This window comes from Caproiciproducens galactitolivorans (assembly GCF_029266045.1).
GTDB classification, from domain to species: Bacteria; Bacillota; Clostridia; order Oscillospirales; family Acutalibacteraceae; genus Caproiciproducens; species Caproiciproducens galactitolivorans.
This window is the reverse complement of record NZ_JAJUFJ010000015.1, coordinates 1-18,710: the sequence shown is the minus strand read 5'-3', so window position 1 is coordinate 18,710 and position 18,710 is coordinate 1. Positions and strand designations below refer to the sequence as shown.

Below are 18,710 nucleotides of genomic sequence, written 5' to 3'. Positions count from 1 at the left end.
ATTGAAGGAAAAGAGGTACATATATGAAAAAGTTTAAGAAAATAGGAATCATCCTGCTTTTCGTCCTGGTTATCGGCGGCTGTGCAGGAGCATTCTACTATTTTTCGGTCAATGCCAATCTTTTGAAAACAGACAACGCGAAGGTAACGGCGAAAATGTACACCGTAACCGGCACATCCTCCTCCAAGCTTTTGGAATGGGATGTTTCAAAGGGAGACTTTGTTGTGAAAAATCAGGTCCTTGGCCGCCAGGAAATACTGCCGAACATTACTTCTCCGATTAACGGCACGGTGGTCAAAAGCGACGCCATTGTCGGCCAGCTTGCGGGCCCGACGACCCAGCTTGCCGTTATCGCGGACACCGACGATATGTATATCGGCGTGAATATTGAAGAAACCGAGATCGCGAAGGTGGCGGTGGGACAGAAGGTGGATGTGACCATCGACGCGTACGGAAAGCGCGTGTTTTCGGGAAGGGTAACGGAAATCGACACCGTCACCCAGACCTATTTCAGCAACGGGATGACCAGCTTTTCCACCAGCGGGGACTATACCAAGGTAAAGCAGTTGATTCCGGTTAAGGTTGTCATCGACAACCCGGACGAACTGCCCCTTATGTATGGCATGAACTGTGAAGTTGCCATCCATCTGCATTGAGCAAGGAGGGATAGAACCATGAAAAGAGGAATTTCCATCATCCTGTGCGCGGCGGTGCTTCTCACCGTCCTGACGGCGTGCAGCGGGGCGGACGACAGGCTCAGCGTGACAACCGCAAAGGTGAAAAGCATGGACGCGCTGGCAAGCGCCGATTACAGCGGGGTAATCCATTCACAAAGGACCATGGCGGTTATTCCCGCAGTTTCCGCCAAAGTAGTTTCCGTAAATGTAAAAATAGGGCAAACGGTGAAGGCGGGCGACGTGCTGATGCAGCTCGACACCTCCGATGCGCAGCTTGCGCTGAAGCAGGCGCAGGCAGGGCTTGACACCGCGAAGGCAAACGAGCAGAAAATCGGTTCCGCGGCAAGCAAGCAGGCGGAGCAGCAGGCGCGCCAGGCACTTTCCGCAGCGCAGAACGAGCTGCGCGATTCCACCGCAAATTACAACATGGTGAAAAAGCAATATGACCAGAATCAACTGACCGCTTCAGCCCAGGCGGCTTACGATAAGGCAAAAAGCGACTATGAAAAGACGAAGCTCATGGTGTCGACCGGGGCGGCAAGCCAAAACGATTTAAAAAATGCGCAGAACGCGCTGAACAGCGCGAGCGCGCAGCTGGAAAGTGCGAAAGCCGCTGCACAGAACACACTGAACGCGGCGGATACCCGCAGGAGGAACGCGCAGAGCGCGCTGAATACCGCGCAGCTAAACTATACCCTTACCATGCAGGCGATCAATCCCAATAACGAAGCCGCGGCAAAGGGCAGCGTAGATTCTGCAGAGGTAGCCGTTGAAATCGCGCAGAAGCGCATTGACGATTCCACGGTCAAAGCTCCAATGGACGGGACCGTGGGCGCGGTGAACGTAAAAGAGGGCGACCTTGCTACCCCGCAGAGCGCGGCTTTCCAGATTACCAATAATGCGGTCATGGAAGTCTCTGTCAACGTGACCGAGTCCATGGTTCGGAAGCTTTCCGTCGGCGGGAAGGCCACCGTATTCCTTGCGGCAACCGGGGTCAAAACGGAGGGGACGGTTACGGAAATCGCTTCCATCGCTTCTTCGGAAAGCGGGATGTTCCCGGTGAAGATTTCCATTGTGAACGCCCAGAACCTGAAAGACGGCATGCAGGCAAGCGTGCATTTTTCCAACACCGGCAGTACCGGAACCGTTCTGGTTCCTACCCGTTCCGTTGTGAGGCGCGAAGGGAAAACCTATGTCTTTGCGGTGCGCAGCGGAAAAGCGGTCCGGGTGGAGGTAACGCTTGGGGAAACGCATGGCGCGTATGTAGAGGCGAAGGGCCTTGGCAGCGGCGACGAGGTCATTGTTCAGGGCGTTAATAAGGCCAAAGACGGTGTGAATCTGCATATCGTTTCCCATACAAACGGATAAAGGAGGAGTTTTTACGAAAAGGCGTATATTATCCTGTCTGCTGATGATTAGCCTGCTCATCGGCGCCTGTGCTCCCGCGGCTTTTGCGGCGGACGCATGGGATGTAAAAAATGTAAGCTACGATGACATTGAGGATCTGGTAGAGGACTGTGTGAATTTCACCGACGCGGTTAGCGAATTGGAGTCCGCGTCCAGTTCGCTCAGTAGCTATGCCGCGACGCTCACAAGCCGGTTGAGCACATTGGAGCCGGGGAGCACGGAATACCAGTCGGTTTCCAACCAGCTTGCCCTTGTAAAGGCCAGCCTTATTCAGATCGGCGCCACCACTTCCATCCTTCAGCAGTCCATGGGCGGCAAGAACACTTCGCACGATGTGACCGTAATTGCCGCGAAAAGCCTGTTTATATCCTTCAACAGCCTTCGCGACCAGCTTAACGAGATGCTCCGGAAGCAAACCGTCTTCAATGCGAACCTGAGCAATATCCGGCAGCTGCACGATGGGGGTTATGTCAGCGACCTAGAGCTTGAACAGACCAAGGCGCAGGGGGATTCTCTGCAGGCCAACATTCAGGCCATGCAGTCCCAGCTTGAAGCGCTGAAGCGCAGTTTCAACTCCATGCTGGGCAGGAACTACAACCATTCCCTCGATATTCATCCCCTTCCGTTTGCTAGGCTGAGCGACGTCAGCAAAATCAAATTTAAAGACGATCTGGCGGATGCCCTTGCGATTTACCCGGGGGACACCTCCGGTTCTGCCTATAAAAATCCGGATTACGACGAGGAAAAGGGCAGTTTTGCCGCGTCGTTCCGCAAGCTGTATGACGCGGTGAACGACAAAAACAATCTTCTTGCGGTGGAACAGAAGGCGCTGGAAGTGGAGCAGAAAAACTTCGACGCTTCCAAAAAGCTGTATGACGCCGGGTTGCTTTCCCAGCTTTCCCTTATCAATGCGCAGGATCCGCTCGATACCCAAAGGGCAAAGGTAAAAGCGGCGCAGACAGCCCTTTTTTCGGCTTACGAGAAATATCAGTGGGCCGTTCAGTATGGCATTATCAGCGAAAGCTAAGTCCCTTACAGATTAAAAAAGGAAAACAGGGCGGAAACCGGAGAAAGCTGCCGGTTCCACCCTGTTTTCTTAAAGGCGTTTGTATGGGTCGAAATGGAATTCAGAAAGCTTATCCCTTTATCACCGCGCCTTCCTTCATAATCACCTCCATGTTGTCCACATGGATCGCACGGATATTCTCCAGCGGGTTCCCGTTAATTACCAGAAGATCGGCAAATTTGCCTGCCTCCAGCGTACCGGTAACATCGCCGACCTTGAGCATTTCCGCGCCGATTTTCGTGGCGGCCATGATGGTGTCCATCTCGGAAATTTGCGCTTTTTCCACGAAGGAGTACATTTCGCCGATTGCGGTGGTGCCGTAAGGCGTCAGGCTGGAGCAGAAGGAGTCGGAACCGATGGTCAGGCCGATGCCCTTTTCCTTTGCTTTACGCAGGTTTGCGTAAACACGGTTCAATTCCTTTTCGGCAACGGTGTCTCCGGGATATTGGTCATGAACTTCCGGAATATACGGCGGGGCGTAGGATTTGAACCATTCGTTCAGGAACTGGATGGTCGGGCAGAAGTAGATGCCCTTTTCCGCCATAATGTCCAGACATTCGTCGTTGAGGGTCTGTCCGTGAATGATCAGATGTACGCCCGCTTTTGCGGAATCCAGAGCGCCGCCGTAGCCTTCTGCGTGGGACCATACCGGAATGCCGACCATGTTGCATTCGTCAACGACTGCCTGGATTTCCTCAAGGGTGTAGTGCTGGTGCAGCTTCTGATCCCAGCGCCAGATGCCGCCGCCCGTCGACCAGATTTTAATCGCGTCCGGGTTTTCGCGAAGGCGTCTGCGAACCGCCTTGCGCAGTTCCCACGGGCCGTCTACGCGCTCTGCCCAAGGATGGGACTGCTCGTTATACCAAAGGGGCAGTTTGTGGCTGTCGCCATGGCCGCAGGTGCGTGCAAAGCCAAGACCGGTGGCGACCACGCGGGGGCCGGTCATAACGCCCGCTTCGATCATATTGCGGATATGCAATCCGGAACGGGAAATTTCACCAACGGTGGTCAGGCCGTGCTCAAGGCATTCGTGCGCCTGCTGAACGGCGACGACGGTCTTTTGAATCGGGTCTTCAAGCACCCAGTCGCTGTCGTTGTCCGTCAGGTTGCCGGAAAAATGCAGATGGGTGTCGATTAGCCCCGGCATAATGGTTTTGCCGGAAATATTCCGCACTTCGTAATCCGGGCCGAATTCTTTTTTCGGGCCGGCATACTCGATTTTTTTGCCGTCAATCAGCACCAGGGAATCTTTTATTGCCTCCCTGCCGGTGCCGTCGATCAGCAAACCGCCTGTAAACGCTGTCTTTTTACTCATAAAAATTCCTCCTGTATCATGATTCTATGTTAGAAATAGCACACACTATTTAAGCCTGGGCCTTTTTCCTGCTGGACAGGATGCTCAGGAGCAGTCCGACCGCCAGCCATCCGAAAACAATGGCCCATTCCACCGGCTTCAAAGCGGCCGGGCTTGCGGGAACAACCAAAAGCCCAATGATAATTGAGCCGGCTACGCACGCCGCGCCGATCCCAAGCTTTCCGCCGGGCACTTTGTAGGGGCGGTTCAAATTCGGTTCAGTTTTACGCATTTTCAGGCATGCGAAACTGACCATCGTGCAGGAAAAGATGAAAGCCAAAGCGGAAACGTTGGTCAGCGGGACAAGCATTTTATTGCCCAGGAACGGGCCCGCGAGGGTCAGAACAGACATCAGGATATTGGCTGTGACGGGAGTCCCCTTTTTCGGGTCAAGCCGGGAAAAAGTTTCCGGAAGCTGTCCTTTCCGCCCCATGGCAAGCATAATACGGGTCGATGCCCCGTAGAACGAGTTCATGGGACCCATGGGCCCCATGGTTGCGATGCACAGCATGACTACATAAAGAACAATGTTGATAGATTTCAGGCAGGCAAGCGCCGGAACGGAGCTTTTAACAAATTCGGTCCACGGGATAATGGAGCCGAAGGAATAAATGCAGATCATGTAGAATCCGCCGGAAGCAAGCAGCGCAAGGCCGATAATCTTGCCGAATTTATTCCAGTCCAGCCCTTCGGCGGCCTCTTCGGCCTGCTGGGGAATGGTGTCGAATCCGGCGTAAAAGAACGGGGTCATTACGAGAACGCTGAGGATTCCCGCGAAAAGGTTGTTCGCATCGGTGCTGGAAGCCGGGCCGTTTACCTTGCTGAAAAACGGCTGGATGTTCTGCGGGCCGCCCTTGAAAAGGGAAATCCCCATTGCAAGCACCATGCCGGCCAGTAGCGCTTTGGTTAAAAAGGCCTGCAGTTTTGCCGCGGAGGAAGCGCCTTTAAAATTCAGGCTGATAACATAGACCGCGAAGCAGAGCGAAATCAGGGTCGGGAACAAATAGACGTCTGCGCCGAGAATGGTGTAAAGCTTTACGCTGCGGAGAACCGGAAAGAATTCACCGAATTTTTCGGAAACCAGCGTGGAAATCGCGATGGCTTCCCATGGGCAGAGGATTCCGTTCCCCAGCGCCAGAAGCCAGCCGGTATAATACGAAACTTTCGAACCATAGGTCCGATCCACATATTCCACAATACCGCCCGAAATTGGGATTGCTGCGGTCAGTTCGCCGAATACCGCACCGATCGGCAAAAGAAACACCGCGCCGGCCGCGAACGCGATAATGGCCGCAAGGGGGCCTCCTCCAATGATCATCCAGTCGCCTACCAGCAGAACCCACCCGGTTCCGATGATCGCGCCGAAACCAATGGTGAAAAAGTTCCACAAGGAAAGTGTTTTTTTCATCCCATTATTTCCTGCGGGCGTTTTTTCCGCTGAATGTTTTGACATGAGCATATCCTCCTCGATAAAATTTGTATAACAAACGGATGGCAGTACATCCGTATGCCTTGGTTTTCTAGTGTGCAGAAAGTTGCACATAAGATAGCACAGAGAATTGTCATTTAGCAACATAATTTCGTGAATTTACCTATAAAAGACATCTTTGTGATACCATTTTTCTAAATTTATATCAATAAAATTTAAAAAATAGGGAGTTTTTTTGTCAAAATCGAGTGTCAAGCCTTGTTCTTTTTTTCCGAACTGTTATAATTAAAACAACATGGAAAAGGAGGACCCGCAATGTTCTTTATCGCCCTGTGCGACGATAGTCAGTACGACTTGGATATTTTAACGGGTTATTTAGCGGAGCTGAAAAAAGAGCATATACCCGTTGAAACGACGGTGCTGAAGAATGGGGAAGAACTGATCGCGTTGCATGAACGAGGCCATCGGTTCGATCTTCTGATACTGGATATGTTCATGAAACCGCTTAATGGAATAGAAACTGCCGAACAAGTCCGGCAGTATGACGAATCGGTTCCGATTCTGATTGTGACCGCAACCGAAAAGTTTGCGGTGGACGGGTATAAGGTGAATGCCCGGCGTTACCTTCTGAAACCGGTGGAGAAAGAGGATTTCCTAAATGAAGTCCGCCAGGTGCTGGACCGTTCGGAACAGCTGAATGAAAATTACTTCACGTTTACCGGCGACAGCGGCGTTACCAAGGTACGTCTGCATGACATCTGCTATTTTGAATCACAGGTGAGGACCATTACGCTGGTTACCTTGCAGGAGCGGTACGAGTTTTCCGGAAAGATAAGTGAAATCGCGGAGCAGATGACGCCGTATCATTTTTTCCGGGCGCACAAGAGCTTCGTCATCAATCTGGAAAATGTGCGCAATGTCTATAAAGACGTCATTACGATGAATGACGGGCATCAGGTCCCTTTAAGCAAGCATAAAGCAAAAGAATTCCGCCAAAGCTTTTTAGAGTATACGGAGGCGCAGCTTTGATGAATCCAAACCTCCTGCTTACCGAATGCTTTCTCTCTTTGGCGGAAACCATCATTTTAAACCGGCTTTACGCTGCGTTTCTGACGATGAAGAAGCAGGTGACGCAGACATACAATTTGCTCGGCCTTTTGTCCTATTTTATTTTTCAGTTCATATCGTACAGCCTCAACTGCCCCCTGTTTTCAACCGCGCCGTTCTACCTGATCTTTACTTTTATTCTAGCGGTTGTGTATTTTGAAGAGAACCTTCAGATTAAAGCGCTTACTTGCTTTTTGTTCGTGATTCTGAATTACGCCGGGAAGCTTTTCGCCGTTTATTTTATTTTGGGAAAGCTGGAAAACCAGACGCTTCCGGCGCTTCCGTCCGACCTGGTGTTGGGGGCGGAAACGCAGATTGAAGCCTGCCTGTTCTTCCTGCTTTTTGTAGCGGTTATTCTTCGCTTTCGGAAGCTGCGGCTTGAAAATAAGATTATCCCCTACACGCTTTTCGTCTTTTTGGCGCCGACAGGCGTGCTCTATATTGTAACCCGGGTTTTTACCCATTCGCTGGATGGGAACAGCCTTCCGTTGTACGGTGATGCCGCGGTCCTGCTCATCTGCATGGCGCTGGCGGTGTTTTACCTGCTGGATAAAACGGTTGTTCTGGACGAAACAAGCGAACGCTACGCGATGTTCCGCAAAATGCTGGAAATGCAGGAAGATTACTATACGAATCTGGAAGCCTCCCAGCGGGAAGTGATCGCAATACGCCATGATATCAAGAACCATATGCGCTGCGTTTCCTCCATGCTGAAGCTCGGCCAATGCGAGGAGGCGCAACGCTACATTTCCTCCGTATATCAGGACATTTGCGATACAAAGCTGCCTTATCAGAGCGGGAACGTCATTATTGATATTATCATCGCCCAGAAGCTGGCCAAAATTGAGGAAATGGGGGTGGCGCCCTCGGTATCCGTTTTTCTGCCGCCGTCGCTGCCCATTGAAAACGTGGATTTATGTATCCTGTTCGGGAATCTCCTGGACAACGCGATGGAAGCGCTTGAAAGGATCGATGACCCGTCGGTCAAGAAAGATTTGTCCATCGATGCGAGGATAAAAGCAGACTGCCTGTTTATCAGAATATCCAATACCTATAACGGCTATGTGCGCAAGGAAAACGATGTCTACCGCTCCGTGAAAACGGGCGGAGGAATCTGCGGCATCGGGCTTTCCAACGTGCAGAAGGTAGCGGAAAAATATCACGGTACCTGCTCCATACAGCATGACAGCCGAACCTTTACCGTGTCGGTTATGTTGAATTTGGCACAGCAGGAATCCTGAGTTTTTGTTCATAATAAAATGGCAGGCTTTTCATAACAGAAAATACGATGGGAGTTAACACAGTGACAGATTTAACGGAAAAAACAGCCCCATGTCCGCTTTATCGCAAGTGTGGGGGCTGCCAGCTTCAGAATATGACGTATGCCCGGCAACTTCAATGGAAACAGAATCGGGTGGAGAAGCTTCTTGGAAAATTCCATGCGGTCAGCCCGATTTTAGGCATGGAAAATCCGTACCATTACCGCAACAAAGTGCAGGCGGCGTTTGGTACGGACAGAAAGGGAAAGATTATTTCGGGCGTATATCAGTCCAGCACGCACCGGATTGTGCCGGTCAACAGTTGCCTGACGGAGGATGAAAAGGCGGATGAGATCATCGGCACCATTCGGGACCTGATGCCCGGGTTTAAGCTCCAGCCCTACGACGAAATGACCCGCCGCGGATTTCTGCGCCATGTGCTTGTAAAGCGCGGGTTTTCAAGCGGGCAGATAATGGTTGTCCTTGTCGCGGGAACGCCGGTATTCCCATCGAAAAACAATTTTGTCAAGGCGCTTTTGAAAAAGCATCCCGAAATTACAACGGTTCTTTTGAATGTAAACAACCATTTTACCAGCCTGGTCCTGGGCGAGAACGAAAAGGTCTTGTACGGGCCGGGAACCATAGAGGATACCCTTTGCGGCTGCGTATTCCGCATTTCCGCCAAATCCTTTTATCAGATCAATCCGGTGCAGACCGAGGCCCTTTACGGCAAAGCCATGGAGCTTGCGCGGCTTACCGGGAAGGAAACCGTGATCGACGCTTACTGCGGAATCGGAACCATCGGGTTGATCGCCAGCCGGCAGGCGGGGCGCGTCATAGGTGTGGAGAACAATAAAGATGCGGTCCGCGACGCGATCGCGAACGCGAAGCGAAATATAATTCGAAACGCTTACTTTACCTGCGCGGACGCAGGTGAATTCATGCTGGAAATGGCAATGGAAAAGGAAACCGCGGACGTAGTCTTCATGGATCCGCCGCGCGCCGGAAGCGACGAAACCTTTTTGTCCTCGCTTGTGACGCTCAGCCCCAAAAAAGTTGTTTACATTTCCTGCAATCCCGAGACACAGGAGCGCGATTTGCTGTATCTGACAAAATGCGGCTACCGCGTTGAAGCCATCCAGCCGGTGGATATGTTTCCGTATACGAATCATGTTGAGTGCGTGGTCTTGATGCAGAATGTAAAAAAATAAATAAACGCCTGAAAAATGGCTTGAATACAGGGTTTTCCCGTGATTTGCAGCCCGCGGGAAATGTTCTTTTCGTCGACGAAGATGCCGGGAAGCCCTGTATTTTTATGTGTGTGATTGTTCAAGGAAACACATCCACAGCCTTTGGGAGCGGCTCTCGGCGGGCGGGGTTGTGTAGACGGAAAAGACGGCGGGTGATTGTTTGAGGGAACATGTCTACTGTTATTTTAATTTAATATGAGGTTTATAAATTATCACGGCGTGATTAAATGAATATTAAAGAACCGTATCATAAGTAGTCAATTTTATAATAGTCAAGACTTAACAAGGTTAAAATTGAATTAGACAATAGCATGAATTATTATGTGATTCATACAAATGTATGCTTTTAAAAAAAGGTGGTATTTGCATGAATACTTGCTTTATATTATATGGTTTGTAACAACCTGAGAGATCCCCTCCTGATAAAGTTATTTTTAAAACTTTTAATATAAAGGAGGATATGAATGTGAAGAAAATATTAGCAAATAAAGAATTATATGATTCCTTAATTAATGAAGTAAACGAAAAGTTTGAAGGATGGGATTTTATATATTTGGAATCAACCAAAAGAATGCAAGAGTTCCCACTGAGTTGGAATTATAGAAATAAAGTGAAGACTAGAATGTTCGGAACATCTTCGTTATTAGATATGGGAACAGGTGGCGGAGAGTTTTTATCTTCATTAAGTCCATTACCTGAATATACTTGTGCCACGGAGGGATATGAGCCCAATATAGTCATTGCAGGGAAAAGACTAGAACCTCTGGGTGTAAAAGTATATAAAGTTGATGATGATGAATCCTTGCCATTTAGCGCTGAAACTTTTGATTTAATAATAAACAGGCATGAATCTTATTTTGCCTGGGAAGTAGAAAGGATTCTCAAAAAACAAGGAACTTTCATAACTCAGCAGGTTGGCGGCTTAAATGATAAGGAAATCAATGAACTTTTAGGTGCCCCTAAGAGTCAGTATTATAACTGGGATTTAGAAACTGCAGTTAGAGAGTTAAGTGAGGCTGGATTAAAAGTAACTGAGCAAAAGGAAGATATAGTGAAAACGAGATTTTATGATATTGGAGCCATTGTATTTTATTTAAAAGCAATACCGTGGCAGGTACCGGATTTTACAGTAGAAAAATATTTTGAAAGACTAAAAGAAATTAATAATCTAATCCTAAAAGAAGGATATATCGACTTTACATGTCACAGGTTTTTTATTATAGCAAATAAACAATAATAATTTTTATAATACCCTGACTTTTATATCAGGGTTTCCCAAAGCAATTGAGCTTCTGGAGGATGGACTGGAGGATTCTCTGGTTTTCTATGCGTTTCCGGATCTGGACGCCCGCAAAATCTCTTCCTCCACCATGCTGGAACGGCTGAATAAAGAAATCCGCCGCAGAACCAGCGTTGTCGGAATCTTTCCGAATCCGGATTCATACCTGCGGCTGGTGACAACATACCTCATGGAATATGCCGAGAACTGGTCCGCCTCACGCGCTTATCTCAGTCCTCAAGCTCTTCAGGCACTGTTGCAAAAAGCAGCTTGATTCATTTTCCGGAGCCCTAAAGTTGCGAACATCTCTTGACACTAGCAGTTTTTGTGTGCATAGTCACAATGATGAAAAATTATTCTTAACTGATAGAACAAACTTTTGCATAATTTTGGAGGTTAAACAAAAAATGGAAGAACTTATCTTTCATGATATCAACATTGAACATGTCCCGATTGTTAATAGCTGGTACTGCGATGCTGACAGTTTTCATGTTGAAAGACTGACGGAAGAATTTATCAATTATGTAGCTTCAAATCCTAATTACGATTGCTGGATAATTTCAAGCAATAACGAGTTTGTAGGTAAAGTAGATGCTGAAATAGAAAACGATAAGGTATATGTGTCCATAATAGTAAACCCTGATTACAGGCGCAAGGGGTATGGGAAAAAAATACTTCAGCAAATAATAAATAGATTTGAAAAAACCGAAATAAAACAAATAATTGCCGGTATTTTCTATACGAACGAAGCAAGCAAACGATTATTTTTTTCCGTTGGATTTGTTCCTTTATCCACCGATCCTGATGAAGATGGTTTTATAAATGTTGCGTTTAACTATTATTCACAAATAAATGCCTGAAAAGTGGCTTGAACACAGAGTTTTCTGGTTATACATGCCGAAAATGTGCTTTTGCCGGTTGGATGTTTTAATAAGTTATATATTTTGTTTGCTTATTAAAATCAACTGCTTGCATATTTCTAAATCTCGAAATATACTACTGACATGACATATAAAAGATTGGGTGGTGCATTAATGGAATATTTAACGGTTAAGGAAGCAGGAGAAAAATGGGGAATTACAGGCCGGATGGTAAATTATTATTGCGCTTCTGGGCGTATTAAAGGCGCTGTTAAAAAAGGTAATTTGTGGCTTATCCCAAAAGATGCAAAAAAACCCGAAGACGGGAGAAGAAAAGGAAGGTGAACGAAAATGAATCATGTTCTTTTGGTTGAAGACGACCTCAGCATTATCGACGGACTTGAATTTTCGCTTCAAAAAAACGGTTTCAATGTCGACATTGCCAGAACGGTGAAAGAAGCCTTTCATGCCATTAATGGCAAAACCTATGACTTGCTCATTCTTGATCTGACTTTGCCTGACGGAAGCGGATTTGATATATGCAAAGAGGTTCGTCGGTTATCTCATGTGCCGATTATTTTTTTAACGGCCTCGGATGAAGAAGTAAATATCGTTATGGGATTGGATATGGGGGGCGATGATTATATTACAAAACCCTTTAAGCTAAACGAACTGATCTCAAGAATCAATGCGCTGCTGCGGCGCAGCAAATTCTCAAATGATGCCCAGCATGAGATTTCATCCAACGGCATAACGGTCAAACTTCTGGAAAACCGTGTATGGAAGGATAAACGAGAGATTGAACTCACAGCTTCAGAATACAGACTGTTGTGCCTGCTGATGCAACACCCGGGCAGTATTTTGACCAGGGAAATAATATTGGACAGGTTGTGGGATCATAACGGAAATTTTATTGACGATAATACCCTGTCGGTTTATGTGCGCAGACTCCGCGAAAAAATTGAGGACGACCCTGAAAACCCGGCGTTTTTGCTGACGGTGCGAGGCTTGGGCTATCGATGGAATGTTGTAAGGTGAGTGCCTATGAAGATATTTTTGAATAAAGAAATAAAAATGCTTTTTATGGTGCTGGGTGTTTTCTCTCTTCTTTTTATAGCATTTGGTGTTTTGTCAGTAAGAATGGCCGCGGATGACTATAAGCAGAAAATGATTGCTCACGATTATAAAATCGCAGGATATTTAACACAGAGCGGCGTGGATAAAGCGCTGATTATTCGTGCATTCACGGCCGGAAAAACAAGCGGGGATGCAAAAGCAGGACAGGAAGTGCTTCAAAAGTCAGGATATAGCGGTACCGTTCAAAACTTTCTTCTTCCGGATATAGAGCGCTTTTATCAAAAGCATGCTGCCATAATGCTGATCATTTTGATTTTATTTTCCGTAACGACTGGCGCGGCTGTCTTGCTTTTTATTTTGCGCCACTATAAAAGGATTGAAGAAGCGGAAGCGAGACTGCGCGATTTTATGGCAGGCAATATCAGTATCCGTTTGGACGATTATCAGGAAGGCAGCTTATCCAGGCTTTTTGCGGCTGTCAATTTAATGGCTACTTCGCAGGTTGCACATATTGAAAAAGAAAAACAAGGCAGGGAATTCCTGAAAGACACCATTTCAGATATATCACACCAGATAAAAACGCCTCTGGCCGCGCTCAGAATGTATAATGAGATCATCCAAAACGAAAAAACCGGAAACAGTGTCGTGGACAATTTTTCCTTAAAAACAGAACGCGAAATATCAAGAATAGAATCGCTGATCATGAATCTTCTGAAGCTGGCCCGCTTGGACGCCGGTTCCATACAGCTTGAAATGTCGGAACATAATGTAAAGGGGTTTCTTGAGGAGGTTATGAAAGGTTTCAGCACCAGGGCGAAAATGGAAGGCAAGGAACTAACCCTAAGATGCGATGAGCATATTACCATGAATTTCGATCCGGGATGGCTGACGGAAGCGATCGGAAATATCATAAAAAATGCGCTGGATCATACAGGTTTTCAAAATAAAATTGAAGTACGTTGCAGCGAAACTCCTGTGTCAGTCCAGATTACAATCAAAGACAATGGTGAGGGGATCCATCCAGATGATATGCATCATATATTCAAAAGATTTTATAGAAGCCGTTTTTCAAAGGAAAAACAAGGGGTTGGCATTGGGCTTGCCCTGTCAAAAAGCATTATTGAAAAGCACGGAGGCACCATTACGGTTCAGAGCGAGCTTGGGAAAGGGGCCGCGTTCAATTTAATCTTTCCAAAGCTTTCAAAACTGTAAGACGTCATTCATCTGAGAGTAAGAAAGGAGAGGTATACTTATCAAAAAAAGAAGGAAGTGGTTTGTTTGAAGGTATTGATAACCGAAAATTTATGTAAAACATATGGCACAGGAGAAGCAAGAGTAGAAGCTCTCAAAAATGTGTCTTTTTCCGTTTCAAAAGGAGAGTTTGTGGCAGTTATCGGTCCGTCCGGCTCTGGAAAAAGTACTTTATTGAATCTTGTCGGCGCGTTGGATACGCCGACTTCCGGGAAGGTGCTTATTGACGGGAAAGATGTTTTTGCAATGAAAGAAGAGGAACTGTCGGTTTTTCGCAGACGCAACATTGGATTTGTTTTTCAGGCATACAATCTTGTTCCGGAACTAAATGTGGAAGAAAATATAATTTTACCTTTGCTACTTGATTACCGGAAACCGGAAAAAGACTATATTGATGAATTGCTGAACATATTGGGTCTTGCGGAAAGGAGGTACCATCTGCCGCATCAGCTTTCAGGCGGACAGCAGCAGCGCGTAGCCATTGCGCGGGCACTGGCAACCAGGCCTGCTATAATATTGGCGGACGAGCCGACCGGAAACCTGGATTCCAAAAACAGTCAGGATGTAATCAACTTAATGAAAATGTCTGTTGAAAAGTATAAGCAGACGCTGGTTATGATTACGCACAATCAAAGCTTTGCGTCATTTGCCGACCGCGTCCTTAATGTGGAGGACGGCGTTGTTACGGAGTTAGGAGGTGGTCAGCGATGAACAGCTATCTTTCAATTGTTCCAAGGTATTTATCGGCGCACAAAAAAAGATCAAGGCTGGCCATTATCAGCGTAGCCATATCTGTTGCTTTGGTGACAGGCATATTCTCAATGCTGGATGCTTTATTGAAGTTTGAAAAGATACAAGTCATACATGATTACGGGAATTTTCACATTGCCATAGAAAACGCGTCCGAAGAAGAAATGCAGTTGATTCGAAGCCGCATTGACGTGCAAAACTCCGGGCTATGGATGGATTTTGGAAAGGCGCTGATAAACGGCAGGGAATGCGAACTGGGAGCCATTGATAAGAACTTTGCGCCTGATATGAATATTGAACTTATAGAAGGCAGATACCCAACAGAAAAAAATGAACTAATGCTTGAGCAATGGGCAATCAAAGAACTTGGGTTAGAGGTGAACGACAAGGTTAATGTATCCGCTGGCAATGGAACAGCAAAAGAATTTGTGATAAGCGGAGTTTACCTGGACTCAGGTTCTACAAAAGCGTCGGGTATTCCCGGGTTATTATTATCCGTCAGCAGTGCAAAAGAGTTGACCAATCCCGAGAAGAATTATTACCTTGTGCTGTTTAAAGACGGCATAAAAGTCATAAAAGCTGAAGCTGAAATAAAAAAGGCATTAAATATACAGGACGCCAGAATTGAGCGCAATGATCATCTGCTGGCCGTAATAGGACAAAGCACCAATAAGACCGCCGTGGGAATATATCAAACCGGAGCAATTTTGTTTTGCATGGTTCTGCTTGCAGGCGTGATGATGATTTATAACACTTTCAACATTTCAGTGATGGAAAGAGTCCGACAATTTGGGCTTCTGCGGTGCATCGGGGCGTCCCGGTCGCAAATAAAAAAGATGGTAAAGCGGGAAGGATTGCTCATCACGGCAAAAGCGATACCAATTGGGTTGATAGCAGGGATATTGCTGACTATTCTGTGCTCGGCCATACTTAAATACTTTAACGGCAGTCTTTTCGGCGCGATGCCGCTGTTTAACATCAGTATAATAGGAATTGCTGCGGGTGTTGCTGTTGGATTGCTTACGGTATTTATTGCCTGCCATCTTCCGGCCCAAAAAGCTGCAAGCGTTTCTCCTATAAATGCTATAGTTGAAAATATTGGCATGAAAATTTTTAAGCAAAAAAAGCGGGGGTACTTAACTAAAATATTTCATGTGGAAACGGCCATGGGCATTAACAATGCTTTCATGAAGAAAAAAACATTGTTTTTGATGTCATGCTCAATTGCCGTAAGCATTATAATCTTCCTTGGGTTTCAGGTGTTTGTTGATTTTATGCATTATTCCCTAGAAACGACGAAGCCTTATACTCCGGATATTTCGCTTACATCCGAGCAGGGCTTGGATAATTTATATGGAAAACTTTCTGGTTTGAGCGGCGTGAAAAAAGTTTACGGCAGGATGTTTGGCCATGTGGATGCCACCTTTGATGCCGCGAGACTGACTGAAGATTATAAAAAAATTGTCGGGGATATTCAAAAAACCGATGACGGGCTGTTTATACCGCCTGAAAAATCCTGGCTGGTATCTTATGACCAAAATCAGCTTAATTGGGCGAAAGCAGATTTGATTGTGGGTGAACTTTCAGAAGAAAAGCTTAATGAGAAAAATGGAATAATAGCGGTCGCAAACCCTCTCAGGAACGGCGTCAGCATGGAAACTGCCGCGCTAAAATTGGGAGATAAGGTTTATATTAAAACCCCTAATGGGACAAAAGAAATGACTATCATGGCTATCCTCAGCAAAGTTCCGTTCGGCGATTCCGTAAACTCATTGACGACATTCGTGACCACCGAAAAGTTATTTAAGGAATTGACAGGAGAATCAGCGTTCAAGGTAATTGATATCCAACTCAATAAATCAGGACAGGAGCAAACCATTGACGAAATTAAGGGTTTGCTTAACAGTTCGGTTTTGTTCCATGACTATCGCCAGAAGAATGCGGAAACTAACCAGACATTTCTTACAATGGCTGTTTTTATATATGGCTTCGTAGCCGTTATAGCATTGATTGGCGCATTAAACCTGATAAATACCATGTTTACCAGCGTAGTCGCAAAAACCAGAAATCTTGGGATAATGAGAGCTATAGGCATGTCCGGCATCCAGCTTAATAAAATGGTGCTGGTGGAAGCGCTCGCATACTGCATAATAGGATATGTTGCTGGATGCATTTTAGGCATAGCTTTGCAAAAGGCGCTTATTTACAATTTCCTGCCGCGGCTTGCTGCTACATGGACGTTTCCGATCATACAAATTCCGGCAATATTCATCGTTATACTTCTTGTTACAATTATTTCAATTATTAGCCCGTTGAATCGTATAAAATCAAAAGGAATTCCCGAAGTTATTGGATCGTTGTAAATTTTCATAATACAGGTGTTTGAAAAAGGGCAAAATGATGTTTTTTTCATGCAATAAGATATGAGGTCTTAAAAATTAAAGGAGGAATTTGTTTTGACTGTTTTTGAAGGTTTTTTTCAAGGTTTAATACATGGATTTACGGAATTTTTACCGGTTTCAAGCTCCGGACATCTTTCAATTTTCCAGCATTTTTTTGGAATCAACGGCGAAGGCGCCCTGCTTTCGTCGCTGGTTTTCCATTTGGGAACGCTCCTTGCTGTTTTTATTGCGTTTTGGGGCAGAATATCAATGCTTATCGTTGAATTTTTCCGCCTTATAAAGGATGTGTTTACGGGAAAATTCAAATGGCGCAGCATGAATTCCGACAGGAGGATGATAATTATGATTATAATTTCAATCCTTCCGCTGTTCGGATTTTACATATTCAAGGATGCTTTTGCATCACTTTCGGAGGATTCAAGCATAGTCGCAGAGGGAATAGGATTTCTGTATACTTCAGCACTTCTTTTTTTGAGTGACCGCTGGGTAAAGGGCAATAAGACTTCCAGTCAGACGACCGTCAAGGATGCGCTCACGATAGGCGTTTTTCAGGGAATTGCCCTTGTTCCGGGAATTTCACGTTCCGGTTCCACTATTTGCGCTGGAATTTTTCGCGGGCTTAAAAGGGAGGCCGCAGTTGAATATTCGTTTATTTTGGGCATACCGGTAATACTTGCCGGCGCACTTTCGGAAATTAAGGATGCTTCTGCACAGAATTTAAATATAGGCATGCTTCCGCTTGTAGTTGGATTTTTAACGGCAACGGTAGCAGGATTTTTGGCAATAAAGCTTGTAAAATGGCTTGTAAAGACGGATAAGTTTAAAATTTTTGCTTTTTATACGCTTGCTTTGGGAATTTTGGTTCTTGCAGCGGGAATTTATGAAACAGCTTCTGGAAACAGAATTGTATTTTAAATTTCATTAAAGGGTAACTTTAAGATGAACTGGAAAAATCCAATGTCAAAAAACAGTCTAGTAACTGACATGACTAATAATTGTGGTTTACAGATTTTTTGTGCAGCCTGCTTTTATATCGCTGGTGGTTTGGTATATGTTGCTTAAAATTACTTAGCAAGAATTAAAACAAAAAAACTTATAATGTCATTACTTCATTGTAAAATTGCATATACGAATAGATATATTAAAGACCGTCATTCAACTTTTGTGTTGATTAACGGTCTTTAATATTCTTTCATTTTTGTAAGCTTAAATTCACCTTAGAGTAAGGTTTCTGGTGTATATTAACAATAAAAATTTAATAATGGCTCAAGCAGAAAAATAATAAACCAAGCAGAATTTGCAAATAAAGGTTTCAGACTTTTAGAACAGGAAGGCGGAACTTTCATTGTCTCATATTTCGCAAAGCAAAGATGAAGAAATATCAATAAGCGTAAATAAAAGAATTCGGCATGGCAACACCAGCCGGACTTAAATAGAAGCTGAGCGTATGGCGGGTGCTGCCGTGTAGGTTGGAGCTTAAGAGGTTGATATTGTATGGTATGTACTTCATGCAATATCAGGCGGTTCTCTGCCAATATACAT

General features: G+C 45.8%; 16 protein-coding genes and 1 pseudogene. 15 read left to right on the top strand and 2 right to left on the bottom strand.

Annotation, left to right across the window (positions count from 1 at the left end; all coding sequences use genetic code 11):
* The first annotated feature begins 23 nt into the window (after positions 1 to 23).
* From P9B68_RS10505 to P9B68_RS10495, 3 genes are read left to right on the top strand one after another with little or no spacing between them, the layout of a single operon-like run.
* Positions 24 to 656, top strand: coding sequence for an HlyD family secretion protein (locus P9B68_RS10505; RefSeq protein ID WP_135657525.1), 633 nt, complete (start codon positions 24 to 26; stop codon positions 654 to 656).
* Between the two features lie 18 nt (positions 657 to 674).
* Positions 675 to 2,045 (top strand): efflux RND transporter periplasmic adaptor subunit, encoded by a 1,371-nt coding sequence (locus P9B68_RS10500; RefSeq protein WP_135657527.1) that lies wholly within the window; start codon positions 675 to 677, stop codon positions 2,043 to 2,045.
* A gap of 43 nt (positions 2,046 to 2,088) precedes the next feature.
* On the top strand, positions 2,089 to 3,111 hold the full coding sequence (locus P9B68_RS10495; protein ID WP_135657529.1) for a TolC family protein: 1,023 nt from the start codon (positions 2,089 to 2,091) through the stop codon (positions 3,109 to 3,111).
* 109 nt (positions 3,112 to 3,220) lie between these two features.
* On the opposite strand, the gene P9B68_RS10490 is transcribed toward P9B68_RS10495, so the two are convergent.
* Together P9B68_RS10490 and P9B68_RS10485 are read right to left on the bottom strand one after the other, a co-directional pair.
* Positions 3,221 to 4,465, bottom strand: a complete 1,245-nt coding sequence (locus tag P9B68_RS10490) for a metal-dependent hydrolase family protein (RefSeq protein ID WP_277669006.1) — start codon at positions 4,463 to 4,465, stop codon at positions 3,221 to 3,223.
* Positions 4,466 to 4,514: 49 nt separating this feature from the next.
* A complete protein-coding gene (locus P9B68_RS10485; protein WP_407932299.1) occupies positions 4,515 to 5,957 on the bottom strand; it encodes an APC family permease in 1,443 nt (480 codons plus the stop codon).
* Between the two features lie 291 nt (positions 5,958 to 6,248).
* Here P9B68_RS10485 and P9B68_RS10480 point away from each other — a divergent pair, with 291 nt between their 5' ends.
* The 12 genes and pseudogenes from P9B68_RS10480 to P9B68_RS10425 all read left to right on the top strand — a co-directional run bounded on the left by P9B68_RS10480 (position 6,249) and on the right by P9B68_RS10425 (position 18,083).
* Positions 6,249 to 6,962, top strand: coding sequence for a LytR/AlgR family response regulator transcription factor (locus tag P9B68_RS10480; RefSeq protein ID WP_135657535.1), 714 nt, complete (start codon positions 6,249 to 6,251; stop codon positions 6,960 to 6,962).
* A complete protein-coding gene (locus P9B68_RS10475) occupies positions 6,962 to 8,281 on the top strand; it encodes a sensor histidine kinase (protein ID WP_243112933.1) in 1,320 nt (439 codons plus the stop codon). The genes P9B68_RS10480 and P9B68_RS10475 overlap by 1 nt, the downstream gene beginning before the upstream one ends.
* Before the next feature lie 62 nt (positions 8,282 to 8,343).
* Positions 8,344 to 9,510 carry a 23S rRNA (uracil(1939)-C(5))-methyltransferase RlmD gene (rlmD, locus tag P9B68_RS10470; RefSeq protein WP_277669005.1) on the top strand — a complete coding sequence of 389 codons (1,167 nt, stop codon included), beginning with the start codon at positions 8,344 to 8,346 and terminating at the stop codon, positions 9,508 to 9,510.
* 505 nt (positions 9,511 to 10,015) lie between these two features.
* The gene (locus tag P9B68_RS10465) at positions 10,016 to 10,786 is read left to right on the top strand and encodes a class I SAM-dependent methyltransferase (protein WP_277669004.1); all 771 of its coding nucleotides are present in this window, start codon (positions 10,016 to 10,018) and stop codon (positions 10,784 to 10,786) included.
* Positions 10,787 to 10,820: 34 nt separating this feature from the next.
* Positions 10,821 to 11,102 (top strand): annotated as a pseudogene (locus P9B68_RS11745) (transposase); the annotation flags it as partial.
* Between the two features lie 133 nt (positions 11,103 to 11,235).
* Positions 11,236 to 11,688, top strand: a complete 453-nt coding sequence (locus P9B68_RS10455; protein WP_277669002.1) for a GNAT family N-acetyltransferase — start codon at positions 11,236 to 11,238, stop codon at positions 11,686 to 11,688.
* A gap of 174 nt (positions 11,689 to 11,862) precedes the next feature.
* Positions 11,863 to 12,033, top strand: a complete 171-nt coding sequence (locus P9B68_RS10450; RefSeq protein ID WP_277669001.1) for a helix-turn-helix domain-containing protein — start codon at positions 11,863 to 11,865, stop codon at positions 12,031 to 12,033.
* A 6-nt stretch (positions 12,034 to 12,039) separates the two neighbouring features.
* A complete protein-coding gene (locus tag P9B68_RS10445; RefSeq protein WP_277669000.1) occupies positions 12,040 to 12,726 on the top strand; it encodes a response regulator transcription factor in 687 nt (228 codons plus the stop codon).
* A 6-nt stretch (positions 12,727 to 12,732) separates the two neighbouring features.
* Complete coding sequence (locus P9B68_RS10440; protein WP_277668999.1) at positions 12,733 to 13,977, top strand: sensor histidine kinase; 1,245 nt, start codon at positions 12,733 to 12,735, stop codon at positions 13,975 to 13,977.
* 66 nt (positions 13,978 to 14,043) lie between these two features.
* Positions 14,044 to 14,727 (top strand): ABC transporter ATP-binding protein, encoded by a 684-nt coding sequence (locus P9B68_RS10435; RefSeq protein ID WP_277668998.1) that lies wholly within the window; start codon positions 14,044 to 14,046, stop codon positions 14,725 to 14,727.
* A complete protein-coding gene (locus P9B68_RS10430; protein WP_277668997.1) occupies positions 14,724 to 17,129 on the top strand; it encodes an ABC transporter permease in 2,406 nt (801 codons plus the stop codon). The genes P9B68_RS10435 and P9B68_RS10430 overlap by 4 nt, the downstream gene beginning before the upstream one ends.
* Before the next feature lie 93 nt (positions 17,130 to 17,222).
* The gene (locus P9B68_RS10425; RefSeq protein WP_277668996.1) at positions 17,223 to 18,083 is read left to right on the top strand and encodes an undecaprenyl-diphosphate phosphatase; all 861 of its coding nucleotides are present in this window, start codon (positions 17,223 to 17,225) and stop codon (positions 18,081 to 18,083) included.
* Positions 18,084 to 18,710 lie beyond the last annotated feature (627 nt).